Annotated in this window: 10 protein-coding genes; 5 read left to right on the forward strand and 5 right to left on the reverse strand. The window is 50.5% G+C overall.

The annotated features are described in order from the left end of the window. Positions 1-256: 256 nt before the first annotated feature. From ACJJI0_RS18705 to ACJJI0_RS18715, 3 genes are all read right to left on the reverse strand, one after another. Complete coding sequence (locus ACJJI0_RS18705) at positions 257-2,143, reverse strand: MFS transporter (protein WP_444883752.1); 1,887 nt, start codon at positions 2,141-2,143, stop codon at positions 257-259. 210 nt (positions 2,144-2,353) lie between these two features. Then, entirely contained in the window at positions 2,354-4,423 is a 2,070-nt protein-coding gene (locus tag ACJJI0_RS18710; protein WP_444883753.1) for a M13 family metallopeptidase, read from the reverse strand. A 202-nt stretch (positions 4,424-4,625) separates the two neighbouring features. Continuing rightward, a complete protein-coding gene (locus ACJJI0_RS18715; protein ID WP_444883754.1) occupies positions 4,626-5,861 on the reverse strand; it encodes a TonB family protein in 1,236 nt (411 codons plus the stop codon). 343 nt (positions 5,862-6,204) lie between these two features. On the opposite strand from ACJJI0_RS18715, the gene ACJJI0_RS18720 reads away from it, so the two are divergent. The 4 genes from ACJJI0_RS18720 to ACJJI0_RS18735 all read left to right on the forward strand — a co-directional run bounded on the left by ACJJI0_RS18720 (position 6,205) and on the right by ACJJI0_RS18735 (position 12,593). After that, positions 6,205-6,903 carry a cyclic nucleotide-binding domain-containing protein gene (locus ACJJI0_RS18720; RefSeq protein ID WP_252084550.1) on the forward strand — a complete coding sequence of 233 codons (699 nt, stop codon included), beginning with the start codon at positions 6,205-6,207 and terminating at the stop codon, positions 6,901-6,903. Positions 6,904-7,171: 268 nt separating this feature from the next. After that, a complete protein-coding gene (locus tag ACJJI0_RS18725) occupies positions 7,172-8,359 on the forward strand; it encodes an efflux RND transporter periplasmic adaptor subunit (RefSeq protein ID WP_444883755.1) in 1,188 nt (395 codons plus the stop codon). A gap of 2 nt (positions 8,360-8,361) precedes the next feature. Beyond that, positions 8,362-11,514: an efflux RND transporter permease subunit gene (locus tag ACJJI0_RS18730; protein WP_444883756.1), complete on the forward strand. Its 3,153-nt coding sequence runs from the start codon at positions 8,362-8,364 to the stop codon at positions 11,512-11,514. A gap of 113 nt (positions 11,515-11,627) precedes the next feature. After that, entirely contained in the window at positions 11,628-12,593 is a 966-nt protein-coding gene (locus ACJJI0_RS18735) for a phosphoribulokinase (protein ID WP_444883757.1), read from the forward strand. A gap of 70 nt (positions 12,594-12,663) precedes the next feature. Here the strand turns inward: ACJJI0_RS18735 and ACJJI0_RS18740 are convergent, their stop codons facing one another. Both ACJJI0_RS18740 and ACJJI0_RS18745 read right to left on the reverse strand, forming a co-directional pair. After that, complete coding sequence (locus ACJJI0_RS18740; protein ID WP_444883758.1) at positions 12,664-13,584, reverse strand: hypothetical protein; 921 nt, start codon at positions 13,582-13,584, stop codon at positions 12,664-12,666. Between the two features lie 1,494 nt (positions 13,585-15,078). Further along, entirely contained in the window at positions 15,079-15,483 is a 405-nt protein-coding gene (locus ACJJI0_RS18745; protein ID WP_252084555.1) for a hypothetical protein, read from the reverse strand. Between the two features lie 157 nt (positions 15,484-15,640). Here ACJJI0_RS18745 and ACJJI0_RS18750 point away from each other — a divergent pair, with 157 nt between their 5' ends. Then, the gene (locus tag ACJJI0_RS18750; RefSeq protein WP_444883759.1) at positions 15,641-16,093 is read left to right on the forward strand and encodes a methylglyoxal synthase; all 453 of its coding nucleotides are present in this window, start codon (positions 15,641-15,643) and stop codon (positions 16,091-16,093) included. Positions 16,094-16,181: the final 88 nt, after the last annotated feature.

Here is a 16,181-nt window from a genome sequence, read left to right on the forward strand (position 1 = left end):
ATGGAGCAGCCTATATCTGATTGGTTATCAGTCGGGGATTCATATTTGTTGAGTGACGCTGCGCATATTCCTTGTTAGACCCGTATTCGGCCACCGTTCTATATAGGGGTCTGAAGATGGGATTACATTGAAGGAAGTTTGGTTAAGCATAGGACAGCAGTAAGACTACAGTAGCCTTGGTCTGGTCAAATATCCTGGCGCGTAAGGGTTTTGATGACAGGGCTGGTGTTTTCCCAGCCCCAAAATATGTGTTGATCTATTTTAATTCCCCGCGCAGCTCCAATACCTCATCGTGTAATGCCTCTACCTTGGCTTCAGGCGCTTCAATCGGAGCGCCTGCCACGACACTGACTTTGGACCAGAAGCGCTTTGGTAGGGTGGTGAAGGCGTGTCCACCTTTATGACTGAAGAAGCTACCCCAAAGTCCGCGCAGGGCCATGGGGATTACCGGCACAGGGGTGCGCGCAAGGATTTTTTCAATGCCGGCTTTAAACGGTTGCATCTCTCCGTCTTTAGTGAGTTGCCCTTCTGGGAAAATACATAGCAGGTCACCATCTTGCAAACCCTGCTCAATGTCCTTGAATGCCTGATCATAGCCTGCAGGATCTCGTGACTTGGAGCAGATGGGAATGGCGCGCCCAGTGCGGAAGATAAAGTGCAGCACCGGGATTTCGTAAATCGGCTTATACATGATAAAGCGTATTGGGCGGCGTACGGCGCCGGCTAACAGTAGGGCATCCACATAACTCACATGGTTACACACGATCAGGGCTGGTCCTTCTGCGGGAATCTGCTCTAACCCTTGATGCTTAACCCGATACATTGTGTGGGAGAGCATCCAGATAAGTAGACGCATCGCGAATTCGGGAACCTTGGTGAATACAAAGATAGCCACGGCGGCGTTCATCAGGGCGATGACTAGGAAAAACTGTGGAATCGTGGCTCCTAGGATATTCAGGAACAAAATACCCAGCAGCGCTGAAACAACCATAAACAGCGCGTTAAGAATATTGTTGACAGAGATAATCTGTGCGCGAATTTCTCGAGGCGATCGGTCTTGCATCATAGCGTAGAGAGGCACAATGTAGAGGCCACCAAAAATACCTAACAATACGATGCAGGTAAGAATAGTGAGGGCGCCATTGCTGTTGAAGAAAGCGCTTAAGGTGGGCTCTTGCAGTTCCTGAAAGCTCCCCCCGGCACTGGAAAGGGCGATTCCGGCAATGGTGAGACCGGCGGCACCCAGTGGCACTAGGCCCAATTCGATATGGCCGTTGGATAAGCGCTCGCACAGCATGGAGCCCAGGGCAATACCGACGGTAAAGGCACACAACAATAGGGTGACAAGGGATTCATCTCCCCCCAGTACATTATTCGTAAAACTGGGTATCTGCGTCAGATAAGCCGCGCCCAATAGCCAAAACCAGGAGATGCCGATAATGGCATAGAAAATTGATGGGGTTTTGGCGGTAGTACGCAGGATTTTGTTGGTTTGGGTGATGGGGTTTGGGTTGATATGCAAATTTGGCGAGGGCGCTGGACTTTGAGGAATCCAGCGGCTTGCCAAGTAGCCGAATATCGCGGCCCCCATAATAATCAGGCTGAGGTAGAAGAGACCGTGTTCCCCTTGCCCGGTCAGTCCGGCGAGTAGGCCGCCCACAATGGTGCCGGCGAGGATACCAACAAAAGTACCCATCTCTACCAGGGCGTTACCACCGACCAGTTCAGAGCGTTTCAAGGATTGTGGCAGGATGGCGTACTTCACCGGGCCAAAGAAGGCGGACTGCACTCCGAGCAGGAACAAAACGGCAAGGCAGAGCAGATTACTGCCACTATAAAGCGCACCTATACCGAGGGAGCCAATAACGATCTCTCCCAGCTTGATCAGTCTAATTAAGCGGCTCTTATCAAATTTGTCCGCCAACTGACCTGCAGAGGCGGAAAATAGGAAAAACGGCAGTATAAACAGGCCAGCGGCGATATTAATTAGAGCATTGGCTTCGCTTTCCACCAAGCGAAAGGCGATCATCACGATCAACGCATTTTTATATACGTTATCGTTAAAGGCACCTAAAAACTGGGTGATAAAGAAGGGCAGAAAGCGGCGGCTGGCAAGCAGTTGGAACTGGGTGCGATGGGCCATTGGTGGTATCTCTTATGAAAGCACGCCATCCATCTTAAGCTATTGCGGCAAAGATTTGTCCATCCTGTAGTGTTGATGAAATGGATGGTACAAGAATGAGGAAATATTAGGAGAGAGGGAAACTTCGAGGAAAATATTGAGAGAAACCGGCCGCCGGGGCGGCCGGTAGAGCGGAAAGCCGGTAACAGATGGCAGGATTATTGCCAGCGATTACCAGATCTTCACGCGCTCCTCTTTCGGCAGGTACATACCGTCACCTTCTTTAATATCAAAAGCTTCGTAGAAAGCTTCGATATTGGGGAGGACCCCTTTCACTCGGTACTCCGCAGGAGAATGGGTATCCACCTTCATACGGCCGCTCAGAGCTTCATCGCGGATCTTGCTACGCCAAACCTGTGCCCAGCCCATAAATACGCGCTGATCGCCGGTGAAACCGTCGATGACCGGTGCTTCTTTGCCGTTCAGGGACATTTTGTAGGCTTTATAGGCGATGCCGAGGCCGGACAAGTCGCCGATGTTTTCACCCAGAGTCAGCTTGCCGTTGATGTGCTCATCTTCTAAGGGTTCGTAGGCGTCGTATTGGGAGACCAGCTTACTGGTAAGGCTCTCAAAGTTATTGCGGTCAGAGTCAGTCCACCAGTTATTTAGATAGCCCTTGCCATCGAATTTACTGCCCTTGTCATCGAAGCCGTGGCCGATTTCATGGCCGATCACACCACCGATACCGCCGTAGTTCACTGCATCGTCGGCATTCATATTAAAGAATGGTGGTTGCAAAATTGCTGCGGGGAACACGATCTCGTTCATTGCCGGGTTGTAGTAGGCATTCACGGTCTGTGGGCTCATGCCCCACTCACCGCGGTCGATGGGCTTGCCCAGCTTGTTGCGATCATAACTGGCCTCAAACATATTGGCTGCCAGCACATTGCCCACCAGGTTATCGGCATCTACCTTGAGTGCGGAGTAGTCACGCCACTTGTCCGGGTAGCCAATCTTGGTGGTGAAGTTTTCCAGCTTAAACAATGCCTGTTTGCGGGTGTCCTCACCCATCCACTCCAAGGACTCGATGGATTCACGGTAGGCGGCTTTCAGGTTGTCCACCAGCACAGTCATGCGCGCTTTAGCTTCCGGTGGGAAGTACTTTTCAACGTAGCGCTTGCCGACCAGCTCACCCACTGCGCCATTCACAAACTGGGTGCCGCGCTTCCAGCGGGGTTCCATCTGCTCTACGCCGTGGAGTTTGGTGTTGTAAAAATCGAAATGTGCCTGGGCAATCTCACTGTGCATGTAAGGCGCCATGGCGGAAAGTACCTTGACCTTCAGGTAGCGCTTCCAGGTGGCCATATCGGTGTCGACAATGATCTGATTAGCGGCTTCCAGGTACTCGGGCTGGCCCACAATAAAGCTGTCAGCCTTGGCCAGTTTGGCTGCGCTTAGGTAGCTGTTCCAGTCAACTGCGGGCATCAGCTTTTTCAGCTCCGCAGTGGATTTCTTGTTGTAATACTTTTCGGGGTCGCGGTTGTCCAGGCGTGTACGGTGATGCTTGGCGAGGCTCTCTTCCAGCTTGAAGATTTTCTTGGAGAACGCTTCGGCATTATCCAGCTGGCCTAACTTTTGGATTTCTACCAGATACTCTTTATAGGCCTTGCGCAGCCCCTTGCTCTTCTCGGTATCTTCGAAATAGTAGTCGCGGTCCGGCATACCCAGGCCGGCCTGCCACAGGTAGAAAATATAGTTTTCGACCTCTTTCAGGTCTTGGTAGATGCCGCCACCGAAGGGTACGTCGTAGCCGGCGATATCAGCGTAGGCGAAATAGTTAGTCAGATCCTTGCGGGTCTTAATTGCGTCGATTTTGGCGAGTTCGGAGGAGACAGCGGTAATGCCTTTCTTTTCAATCAGCTTTTCATTCATAAAGCTGTTGTAGAGGTCACCGATCTGCTTGGCATCTTTGCTGCTGGCGCCTTTACTGGCCTCCATGATCAGTGTTTTAACTTGTTCTGTGCTTTTGTCTCTCAGGGTTGTAAAGCCGCCCCAGAGGGATTTATCTGCTGGAATTTCGGTGTTCTTTAGCCAGGTGCCGTTTACATAGGCGAAGAAGTCATCCTGTGGGCGAACACTAGTATCCATCGCGGTGAGGTCGATACCGGAAGTGAGCTGCTGCTGTTCAGCAGTGGCCTTATGGTGGCTGGAGCCACTGTGATCGTGGGCGTGGGCTGTTAGTGACAGCTGGGTGCCGGCGAGAATGCCTGCAATAGCGACAGGTAGTAATAGTTTTTTCATTTCGGCTCTTTTGGCTAAATTTTGCACAGTTGTATCAAACGTACATGGTAAAAGGGGACAGTAAGGTTGGGCAAGAGGGCTGCGTTTAGCGGCGGATGGATTGCGGCAGATGGTGGCTTGGCTAATTTGGTTAGGAGTTACAAATTTAGCGAAATTTCTTAGTAAAAAGCCCCACAGAGTGGGGCTTTTGCGAAAGAGTGGGTCAGTCGGGTAGATTGAAGGTAATCGGCAGTGAGAAGCTGAAAGTCTCCTCGCCCAGCTGGGAGGGTACTGCGGGGTATGGCGCCGCTCTCTCTACCGCAGCGCGAGCTTCACGGTTGAGAGTTCCAAAGCGGGATTCTTGCACTGCCTGAATCTCCTCTACTTCGCCGCGGGTGTTAATAACCACATTCAGGCGCACACTACCTTCCTGGCCCCGCTCCTGGGCGCGTTTCGGATAGCGAATATGACGGTAGGTGTGGCGCAGTAGGTTGGAAGTGTAAATTTGGCGAGCCAAGATCATACCGGCGGTTAGGGGGGCCTCTTCTTCCTCCTCAAACTCCTCATCCATTTCTGCCAGCGCTATATCCTCGGGGCCGTTTGCGGCTAGTTGGATAGGCTCGCCGCTACTTTCGTTTTCCTGCTGCAGGGGGGCTTCCTCTGTCTGTGAGAGCCCATCGGTGGCTTCAGTCTGAGCTACCTGCTCTGTGATTTGCTCGGCCACCTCCAACACTTCGGAGCTTGCCGGAGTCAGAGTCATGGTGGGCGGGGCGAGATCCACCTCAACCAGTGTGGGCTTGGATAGCTCCTCCTCTTTCTGTGGTGCCTGCGCCGCCGCCAGGGCTTCCTCTTGGCTAATCAACTTCAACTGCAGCTCGGCGATCCGCTCGCTGCTGGGCTCTAGGCTCTCAAAAGTGGAGCGCAGGGAGTCGGGAATATTTCCGGCAGAGAGCAGTCCGTCACGAAAATCTGTCGAGGGGGGGACAGGGCCGATCCAGGCGCGCAGCAGGGTATTGAAGAAATCCGGATTGGCTATCTCACCGAGGGTAATGCCATTTAGGGAAACCGAGGTGATACCGCTGTCGGCAGCAAAATCGATGGCTAACTGGTCCCCGCGGTGTAGGCGGCCTTTAAACAGGTTGGCGAAGGTCACCATATCCTCCGCCTGACTGCTCAGGGTGTCACCGCGGTTATTGATGGCGATACTTTCCATCCACTGGTTGCGGAAACGGCGCGCGGGCAGGCTTTTGGCGAGCACCCGTACTTCCAGGCGCCGCGGTGTCTCTGGGTTGTAAAGGCCGGCTGAATCACTAGAAAGACTCTCCGAGTAGACAGCGGCTATATAGAGTTCTTTGTTAAATTGTTGTTCGAGCGCAAGGCCATTTAAGAGCGGTGCAGCTGAGGTAGTTACAGCAAATGTTAACACCCAAAGTGAGAAGACAATTTTTATCGATTTCATTGTTCTATGGTGTCTGCATATCCGGACACTCGGGTCCCGGTAATTAAGATTGAGGTGTCCCTCCCCGGTGCACACAAATCAGATGAAATAGTGCGCATTCAAAGTGTGAGTGAGCACACTGTACTCAACACTTCGCCTAACTCTACTGCAACTGGAATGGAGTTCAAGCCTGGAGAGGTTAGAATGCCCCCCTTCGCAGGATCGCGGGTGCCGAGTGGGAAACGATTGTCATAGCCAACGATGTGTGTGGCAGATCGATATCGTTTAGAATCCAGCATCGCCAAGTGGCATCGGCCACACTTTTAGAAAAAATGGAAAAGTTTTCACTAATTTTGCGGTATCTATGGAAACCAAGCCCCTTATTGACTATCCGCGGGAAGCTGTCGATAAGCTTCTTAACGTCATTCATCTGTTTCGAGATATTCGTGCGGCCAGTGAGTGGCAGTACGATGTATTGTTAAAGCGCTCCCGACTTTTGAGTTTGGAACCTGGTGAACAGCTGCTGCGCGCCGGCGACGTGGATCAGTGGGTTTTTTTCCTTTTGCGGGGAGAACTGCAGGTTCAAGTGGAGGGCAATGGGCTTAATGGCGAGCGTCCCCTGGCGGTTATTCGCCCAGGGGAATTATTTGGCGATCTCTCTATGTTGTTGGCAGAGCCTCGTAGCGCGAATATTTTTGCTGCGCACAATAGCCGCGAGACCCAGGTGCTCGGGCTCGATTGCTCCCTGTTTGGGGATCTTGAAGATTTCACTCTGCTGCAGTTGCCAACAAAATTGACGTTTTATCGCAATATGGTGCATTCGCTGCGCTGGAAGTTGGAAGTGTATCGCTCTAAGTACCCCAGCCATCAACTGGCCGACAGCCATCGCAAATTAAAGCTTTACACCGGGCCAAAGAATAGCCGCGAAGAGTTAGTTGCCCTGGCCGAACAGGCAAGGGCTCTGGCCAGAATACTTCTCGATTGGAATGCGGAATTTGGTTCCGGTGAACTGATTGATGATGAGTCAGACATGCTGGGTTTTTTGGAATCGATGCTGTCTTAATTCTCACTAAATGATGCGGTTGGAGTGCCCTGTGAAGACAGTCTGACCGATTTCCCCTCTTTGCTCCACGCGAAGCACCTGTCCCTTCTTATACTCAATTTACTCAGACATCGACTGATGTTACCGGCCCCGCAGCCTTGTCAGCTGGTCTATTTCTCTGAAAATTCAATTTAGGAATACGACTGGGCTGTGTAAAATTTGGCCTACTCAAAACACTGCGCCAGCGTTGCTGCCGGCCGCTTTATTTGTGCCTGACAGGTTTCTATTTATGAGTGCACTGGTATCTATCTGGTCTAACCGAAATTATCGAATCGCATTACTCGTTACCCTACTGGCCCTTGCCTGGCTATTCAGTGGAGTTTTGCTACCTGAAGAGGATAGTGAGAGTGCGAATTCCGCCGAAAAAGCGGGGATTGTTCCCGAGGCGGCGGTGCGGGTTCAGGCCCGGCGGATTGAGGCTCAGTCCTACGCGACACGGGTGTTGGTCAATGGGCATACCGAAGCAAATCGCAGCGTGCGCCTGAGAGCGGAACTGGATGGTGTTATAGCCCGGCTGCCAGTGCCAGAGGGAAGCCAAGTACAACAGGGTGAGGTGATCTGTGAAATCGAAGCGGAGGACCGTCTGGAAAAACTGGCCCTGGCCGAAGCCGCGCTCAATAAAGCGCGTCTGGATTATGCTGGCGCTGAGCGGCTAAAAAAGAAAGGCTTGCAGTCCGATACGGCCATGGCTCAGCAGAATGTTGCTCTGGCGCAAGCGCAGGCGGATTTCACCTCGGCCAAGGTGATGGTGGATAACTTGAAAATCCGCGCGCCTTTTGCCGGCGTGGTCAATAAGCGCGCAGTAGAGCTGGGTGATTTTATTCGCCGGGGAGAAGAATGTGCGACCCTGCTGGATTTGGATCCAATTCTGGTAGTTGGTGAGGTCTCCGAGAATCAAGTGGGCAATTTAGTGCCCGCGGGCCCGGCCAGTGCAGAATTACAACGTGGTATTCCGGTTCAGGGTAAATTGCGTTACATCAGCCAGCAGGCTCAAGAGATCACCCGCGCTTACCGGGTCGAGGTGGCAGTGAATAATCCCGGCAACTTGCTGCGCGGTGGTTTAAGTGGTCGCTTGGCTCTGCCCACCGGTGAAATACTGGCACACCATATTAACTCCTCACTACTGACTCTGGATGACAGCGGCACACTGGGTGTGCGGGTGCTCAATGAAAACAATCAGGTCGATTTTATCAATGTCACTTTGGTGGGTGATGGAGACGGGGGTGTTTGGGTCAGTGGCCTGCCGGACCCGGTTACTCTGATCACCGTCGGTCAGGAATATGTGAGCCAGGGCGATATTGTCAAGGTGGAAATGTCTCCACCAGAACCTGCACTCAGTGTGCAATCCCAGCCTGTGGATATCACCCCTGAGCCGGTTTCAGTGCCCAGTGCACAGGATGATCAGGAAGGTAACTAGCGATGAAATTATTGGAGAATGCGATTGCGCGCAATCGCAGTGCCATTTGCCTGATGTTGCTGATTGTCTTAGTGGGGCTTGTGGCCCGCGGTGCTATGACAATTGAATCTAGCCCTGAAGTGAATCCGCCATTTGTTATGGTGCAGGTTACCCATGAGGGGATTTCTCCCGAGGATGGCGTGCGCCTTTTGGTGCGCCCCTTGGAGCAGGAAATCCGTGCGGTCGAGGGAGTTGTCGAGGTGATTGCGGTCGCCCGTGAGTCCCTGGCCTATATCGTGGTGGAATTTGACTCCGCAATTGATGTGGATGATGCGGTGGATGATATACGCAACGCGGTGGAGAGGGCCCGTGCAGAGCTGCCAAGGGATGCGGAAGAACCCACCGTTGAGGAAGCATCGGCGCAACCTTTTCCCACCATTGTGGTTACCCTCTCTGGTGAAAAAGTTAGTGAGCGGGTACTGCTCAGTAGTGCCCAGTTACTTAAGCGCAAAATAGAAAATATCAGCGATGTATTGAGCGCAGATCTACACGGCAATCGCGAAGAGGTAGTCGAGGCAACTATTGATCCGGTGCGCCTGGAGCACTATCAGGTGACCAGTGCAGAGCTGATTAACGCGGTGCTGGGTAATAACTTGCTGATTCCCGCAGGAGAATTGGATACGGATCGCGGGCGCTTTTCTGTCAAAGTTCCCGGCCTGATTGAGAGTGCACAGGATGTTTATGAGATCCCGTTAAAGAATTCGGCAGATGGCGTTGTTACCCTGGGTGATGTGACCGATATTCGCCGCACCTTCAAGGATGCTGTGAGTTTTACCAGCATCAACGGTCGCCCCGGTCTCGCTATTAATGTCGAGAAACGCAATGACGCCAGCTCCGTAAATGTGGCAGATCGGGTCAGATCGGTTGTGCAAGAGGAGCTGGGAGCTTTACCCCAAGGCGTAAAAGTGGAGTTTGTTTTTGACCAGTCCAACTTTGCGCGGGATATGGTCAGTGAAATGCAGGGCAATATTCTTACCGCAATGCTGCTGGTAATGATTATTGTGGTGGCTGCCCTGGGTTTCCGCTCAGGCATTCTGGTTGGATTGGGGGTGCCATTCTCGCTGCTGTTCGGTTCTATCGTCACCTGGTATCTGGGGTACTCCTTTAATTTTATGGTGATGTTCGGCATGTTACTGGCCCTCGGTATGCTGATTGATGGTTCCATCGTGATTACCGAATTTGCCGATCGAAAAATGGCAGAGGGTTTGAGTGCTCGTAACGCTTATATCGCATCGGTCAGTCGTATGTTTTGGCCGGTTGTCGCCTCAACGGCAACTACGCTCGCCGCTTTTCTTCCGATAATGCTGTGGCCGGGAGTGGTCGGCGAGTTTATGCGCTACCTGCCGGTGACTGTCTTTGCGGTATTAGCGGGATCACTGCTCTATGCACTGTTTTTTGCTCCGGTGCTGGGCGCTTTATTTGGCAAAAGTAATTTAACAGCTTCAACGCGTAGTTACTTAAAGCAGTTAGAGGAGGGGCAGCCCACGCTCCTACCGGGAATTACCGGTTACTATGCCCGCCTCTTGGCTTTTGTCTTGCGTCGCCCAGGGATGGCCTTTACCACCACAATTGTTCTCTTGGTCTGCATATTTATTGCTTTTGGCCGCTTTGGTGCCGGGGTTGAATTTTTCACCGAGACCGAAGAGCAGTACGGCAATGTTGAGATTAGAGCGCAGGGCAATCTCTCCATGGCGGAGAAGAAAGTGCTGGTCGCCCAAGTGGAAAAAGCGGTCCTGAGTATTCCAGAAGTACGTATAGCGCACACGACAATCGGTTCCGGTGGAATTTCCGGTAACTCCGATCGTGCCCCGGACCAGATTGCCAATATGTTGGTGGAGCTGCTGCCGGCTGAGGAGCGCGAGCGGCGCAGCCGGGAAGTTTTCGAAGATATTCGTGCACGCACAGCAAATTTTGCAGGGATCAAGGTTACGGCTAACGTAATGGAAGGCGGCCCGCCAGTTGGCAAAGATATTGTGTTAGAGCTACGCGGGCAGAACTATGAAAAATTATTGGCCGAGACTTGGCGACTACACCGGGCAATGGAAGATGATTTCGGTGGTTTACGAGATATTGTCAATACTGCACCACTCCCAGGGATTCAGTGGGAGGTGCGGGTGGATCGTGCCAAGGCCTCCTTGTATGGAGCTGATCTGACTGAAGTAGGACGAGCGGTTCAGCTGGTAACCAACGGTGTGCGAGTGGCTGAATACCGTCCCGATGATACTGATGAAGAGGTGGATATTCGTATTCGTTACCCGCAAAGTGCTCGCGGTATAGCCGCTCTTGATCAACTCAAGGTCAACACTCCGCGCGGTACAGTGCCTATCAGCAGCTTTGTACATACAGTGGCCATGCCGAAAGTAGACAAAATTGAAAGGATCGACGGCATTACCCGCATGCAAGTAAAAGCTGACGCCCAGGAGGGTGTGTTGCCAGACGATAAGGTCAAAGAAATCCGGGCTTGGCTTGAGCAGAATCCGGTAGATCCAAGCGTGGAGTTATTATTTCGCGGTGCGGATGAAGAGCAGAGTGAGTCCTTTCAGTTTCTAGGGGTGGCTTTTCTACTTTCACTGTTTTTGATGTTTATCCTGTTGGTAACCCAATTCAACAGTTTTTATCAGTCATTGCTGATCTTGTCTTCGGTGATTATGTCGACGATTGGTGTGATGTTGGGTTTATTGCTTAGCCAGAGCACCTTCAGTGTCATCATGACTGGAGTGGGGATTGTTGCCCTCGCGGGGATTGTGGTTAACAACAATATTGTTTTGATCGATACCTATAACTTTGTACGTAAAAGTGAGCCTGATCTTAGCCCCGCAGAGGCGGCTCTCAAAGCTTCCACGCAGAGGTTACGCCCGGTATTTCTCACTACTGCGACGACGATTTTAGGTTTGTTGCCGCTAGCCCTAGGTGTGAGTGTCGACATGGTAGGACGAAATGTTGTGGTCGACGGTGTAATCGCATCATTCTGGGTCAAACTGGCCAGTGCTATCGTCTATGGATTGTCCTTCTCCACACTCCTGACGTTACTGGTGACCCCGGTTCTTTTGGTTTTGCCTGGGCATTTGCGTAGCAAACTCTCTTGGAGAAAGTTAGCAGGTCCTCGATTGAGCTAGCAAATTCAGTATTAAATTATTCTTGTGATCACTTTTTGCGGGGCTATAGCCCCCGTTTCTTTATGGTGAATAAGAGGCTTGATTAAAAATTGGAGCAGAATCTGGAGGGAAGGTTGGGAAACAAGTTAGAGACTGGAATATGTCGCTGGCCGGAGGAAATTATCAAACTTAGCCGTGAATTAGCAGGGACAAGTCTACGGCAAGTGATTGGTAGTTTTATCCAGAAGCACCAACTGCCAGCAGATTTTTCTCATGAGATAGAGGCCTATTACTTGCCATTGGCTTTATGGCTCATGAAAAGACACAAGGAAGGGCAGACCCTGGTTGTGGGGATTAGTGGTGGGCAGGGCACTGGCAAGTCAACGTTATCAGACTTTATTTGCCTGATACTGGCGAAACAGGGGTTCAACTGCTGCACTTTTTCTTTGGATGACATTTACCTGACTCATTCCCAGCGGCTGCAGCTCTCCCAAGAGGTTCACCCGCTCTTGCGCACCCGCGGAGTACCGGGCACTCACGATGTTCAATTGGGGTTAGAGACTCTGGATGCTCTTTGCAGTGCTGGAGATCAGTCACAAGTTTCTCTGCCGCGTTTTGATAAATCCAAAGATGACAGGGTGCCCAGTAACCTTTGGCCTGTGCATAGTGGCAAGGTGGATATTGTATTACTTGAGGGATGGTGTCTCGGCGCTAAGGCATCGATAATACCAATTCGGCCTATTAATTCATTGGAGAGGTTAGAGGACACTTCCGGCAGCTGGAGACGTTTTATTAATCAGCAACTGGAAGGGATCTATCGCGAACTATTTCAGCGCGTGGATATCATGGTGATGCTATGTGCTTCTGGAATGGAGTCAATTTTTGAGTGGCGCAAACTACAGGAACAAAAGTTACGTAAACGCACAGGGGCGGGGATGGAGGAGTCTGAGCTGGATCGCTTTATTGAGCACTATGAACGGATAACACGAAATCTGTTAATTGATATGCCTAACTGGGCCGATTGCATTTTGTACTTTGGGGAGGATCACCACATACGCGCGGTCAGTATTGGTGCTCAAATCGGTGAGTGCAAAGGATAGCCCCCGGGCTTGCCGGGGGCGGTTCAGCGGGCACTGTTGTTCCCGCTGAACAAGCTAAGTGAGTTACTTATTACTTAGCCTTGGGCGGACGACCACGGCCGCGCTTTACAGGAGCAGCTTCAGTTGCAGCTGGGGCTGCGGCTTCGACTTTTTTGGGGCGCCCTGGCTTTTTCTTGGCTGCTTCGCTTTTGGCCGGGCGACCGGGCTTCTTTTTCGCAGTTTCTGCCTTTGGCGGGCGGCCGCGACCGCGTTTTACAGGAGCAGCTTCAGTTGCTGCGGCTTCTGTTTCTGCTTTCTTTGGACGGCCAGGCTTTTTCTTGGCAGCTTCGGTTTTGGCTGGACGACCGGGCTTTTTAGCTTCTTCGGTTTTCTTTGGGCGACCCGGCTTTTTCTTGGGCTCTTCAGTAGTGGCTGCAGCCTTAGGAGGACGGCCAGGCTTCTTCTTAGCTGAGTCAGCTTTGGCTGGGCGCCCGGGCTTTTTCTTTACCGCAGCAGCTTTTTTCTTCTCTGCAGTGGCAGCTTTCTTGGCAGCAGCTGCAGCTTTTTTGGCTTCTGCTGTAGCTTGCTTCTTCTCTTCGGTTGCCAGCTTCTTGGCGATAGCGGCTTCTTCTTTAGCGACGACTTTGGCTACTTTAGCCGCAAGCTTGTTTGCAGCTTTAATGCCGGCCAGCTCTTCTTTTGCTTCTGCAGCGGCAGTTTTGGCCTCTGCAGCGGCAGTTTTGGCTGCTGCAGCAGTATCACGCGCTTTTTTCAGCTGGTTTTGCTGGGCCGGGGTTTTCTTCTTAGCGCGGACAGCGGCAACTTTTTCTTGAGTCGCTTTAGCTTTTTCTGCGGTTTTCTTGGCACTGTTTGCCAACTTTTCTACTTTAGCGGTCAGGTCCTTCTCTTGTTTGAGACGGGCACTTTCCAGTTTTGCGGTAAGGGAGCGCAGCTCCGCTTCCAGCTGTGCAACATCGCTAGTGGCGACTGCGGATACTTTTTTTGTAGCCATTTAAATTTCCCTGCAAATGTATTGTTTTGTTAAATGGGGGCATTCCTATCAATTATTCTCAGCCATCTTCCCAGTGAAATGCACTGTCGAAGGCGTCTGTTTTCGGCAGAAAACAATTGATAGTGAGTCCCCCCAAGTGAGCGGCGCTAATTGCAGCTTATTTGTATACCTAAATGCAAGTGTTTTATATGGAATTTTGCTATTTCATGTAAAAAAAATCGTTTTTTTTTATATATTTTCAATTTGAGGACCTAAAAAGAGAGTCGTAGTAGGTATTTGCGCAGTAAAGAAGACTTTTGTTTTACTCTCGTTGCATAAACTGAAAGGTGTAATTGCAAGTGAATAGTTGAGTAATTTCCTATGGTTTATTGATGACTCTCGTTTTTGTATAAGAGATTAAACTGGAGAGCACTTACAGTTCCGATTTAGCGCAAACCCAGGTAGTGGGGTTAGTGTGTTGAGCAAGTAAAGAGTTAACAAAACTTAACGGACTGTTATCGACAAATGCTTAAGCTCGGAGCCTGCGACTATGAATCATTGCAGTCTTTATCAGATGTAACCCTACCGCGCTGAGTTAATGTGGCTGAATACTGATTTCACTATAGTGAAAGTGACTCTAACCATGCCTTAAAAGCTCTGGCTTCTTAAGTGGAGTAAAAGTAGTGGCTGGCTCTGGAGAAATGCCCACTCTTTTCATGGGCTTCTAGTCTGGATGCACTGTCTAACAGAAGAACTTCGAAAGCTGTGGATATTACTATCCTGCACTTGCGAGAGGTTAGGGATGTACAACGCCTTCAAGGTTCAGCTGAGCCGTCGCGGATCAGTAAGGCACTTCTTATACGTGTACATGTAGGCTTTGATTAATTAGATAGCCTCTTTATTTATGGGGATATTACTCTGTTTAGGTGAGTTAAGAGAAAAGCTCGGTGGTTAAGCTGGATATTGGCCAAGAATTTTCCCATTGATGCCAACAGCCGATCTGAATTCTGGTTGAGTTTTGAGTGTTTGTGGCTATCTTGAAATAGTCGTAGGAACTAATCGCTTTGTTGCAGACTAACTCAACTGGTCTGTTAACTAAGTATCAAAAAGTTAGTGGGTATTTGCTGAGTGTTAAAACGCTCAAGAACATTCACTTGGGTAACTGGGATAATGAAGGCTTTAAAGTAAATTCTTTGTTATCTAGTGACAGGTTGAGTCTTTTGTAGAGTCATCACTTCCTGGAGCTAAAAGTATGCTTCCTAAGTAGGCATTGCTATGAATAGCCTTAGGGGGCTCAGTTTAATGCTGGGCAGAGAATTCTAGGTTAACAAGATATTCCCTTGCAGTGGTTTCTGATAGTGATGGCGATTGCGGTGAATTAGCTGAAAGTTTTCAAGGTATCTTAATACCGCTTGGAGATGGATTCTTCTTTATAAAGAGTTGATAACTTAAGCAGAGACTTTGGTGATAGAGGAAGGGATTGCGGCTCTATCACCGTGTCTTGGTATCTAAAGGTTACAGTGGCCCGTAGGGAAGGTAGCGGTTATTGGAGTGTTGACGAATCCAGAGAAGTTGTTCTTTTTGTAATGGTGCTTTGCGTTGGCGCAGCTCTTTGGCCAGGGGAATGACAGCAGACTCTGCCCCGGCATCCCAGCCGGTCAGTTCCATTTCTGCAAGGGTGAAGAAGCGTATGAGTTGCCATAACTGCTCGTTGTCCCAGTGTTGGCTCTCTTCTAACCATTGCTGAGCCGGCAGGCGAATCAGCTTTGAGGCCTTTAAGTCATCTTTATTTAGATTTGCGCTTAGGCTGTTATCAGAGGCGGCAACACTGATAAGCCTCTGCAATTGATCCCGGTCGAATTCCCACTGGTTTTCTTCTTGCCGGCCACTCACCTGTGGCTCCCAGGCTCCTACACTCATATTCTCTCCTTACTTAGGTACGAGGTTTTCACCATTATACCGAGGTGAACTTACTTCTGTGGGTAGCAATTCCTTAATACTTCGTGGGGTGGAGTAGAGGGAACAACTTCCGTGTGATTGGGATAATATAGAAGAGTTACTTTTTATTGAGGTCCTTATGGAATTTATCTCTAAGGCGTTACCCGCGAGTAAACGGATCGCCCTGGTCGCCCACGACAACCGCAAGGGGACCTTGATACAGTGGTGTCTTCGTCACCGTTATCTTCTGGAGAAGCACAGTCTTCTGGCTACGGGCACAACTGGCGGTAAGATAGAGGAAGCTACCGGTCTCAAAGTAGAGAAGCTATTGAGTGGTCCCCTAGGGGGGGATCAGCAGCTTGGAGCCCGAATCAGTGAAGGCAAGGTAGACTTGCTAGTCTTTTTCTGGGACCCCTTTGAGCCTATGCCTCACGATCCAGATGTCAAAGCACTGTTACGTATTGCTGCCGCTTGGAATATACCCGTGGCCTGCAATTCGAGTAGTGCAGACATGATTGTTCAGTCGACCCTAATGGAGCGTGAGTTTGACCGGGAGGTACCGGATTACCAGCGTTATCTGCAGCAGCGATAGTCGGATCTTTCGATCAAAAAATGATCTGATTATTCAGCTTGCTTTCTTAACTTATTGATTTTAAAGGATTATTTCTATTGGTTATAGG

It is taken from the genome of Microbulbifer mixtoriginis (SeqCode) (assembly GCF_052466695.1).